Annotated in this window: 1 protein-coding gene; it reads left to right on the top strand. The window is 72.8% G+C overall.

Annotation, left to right across the window (positions count from 1 at the left end; all coding sequences use genetic code 11):
* Positions 1–338: enediyne antibiotic chromoprotein (locus AAH991_RS40360; protein WP_346231223.1), on the top strand; the 338-nt coding region annotated here is incomplete at both ends.

Here is a 338-nt window from a genome sequence, read left to right as displayed (position 1 = left end):
ATCCTGTCCAAGCTCGCCGCCACCGGGGTGCTGGCCCTCGGGCTGGGAATCGCACTCGCGGGGTCGCCCGCGAACGCGTCGGCGGCGATCAAGGTGACGCCCTCGACCGGGCTTTCCGACGGCGCCGTCGTCACCGTGAGCGGGGTGGGCCTGCAGGCGGGCGACGTCTACCACGTCGGGCAGTGCGCCGCCGTTTCGGACACCTCCTACGCCTGCAACAGCCCCGAGTCCGCCGACGTCGCCGTGGCCGCCGACGGCTCGCTGTCCACTCCGCTGACCGTCCGCAAGACCTTCCAGGGCGTCGCCGCGGACGGAAGCGTCCACCCGATCGACTGCTC

The organism is Microbispora sp. ZYX-F-249 (genome assembly GCF_039649665.1).
GTDB lineage: Bacteria > Actinomycetota > Actinomycetes > Streptosporangiales > Streptosporangiaceae > Microbispora > Microbispora maris.
Note: the sequence above shows the minus strand (reverse complement) of the source record. Positions and strands in the feature narration are given on the sequence as shown.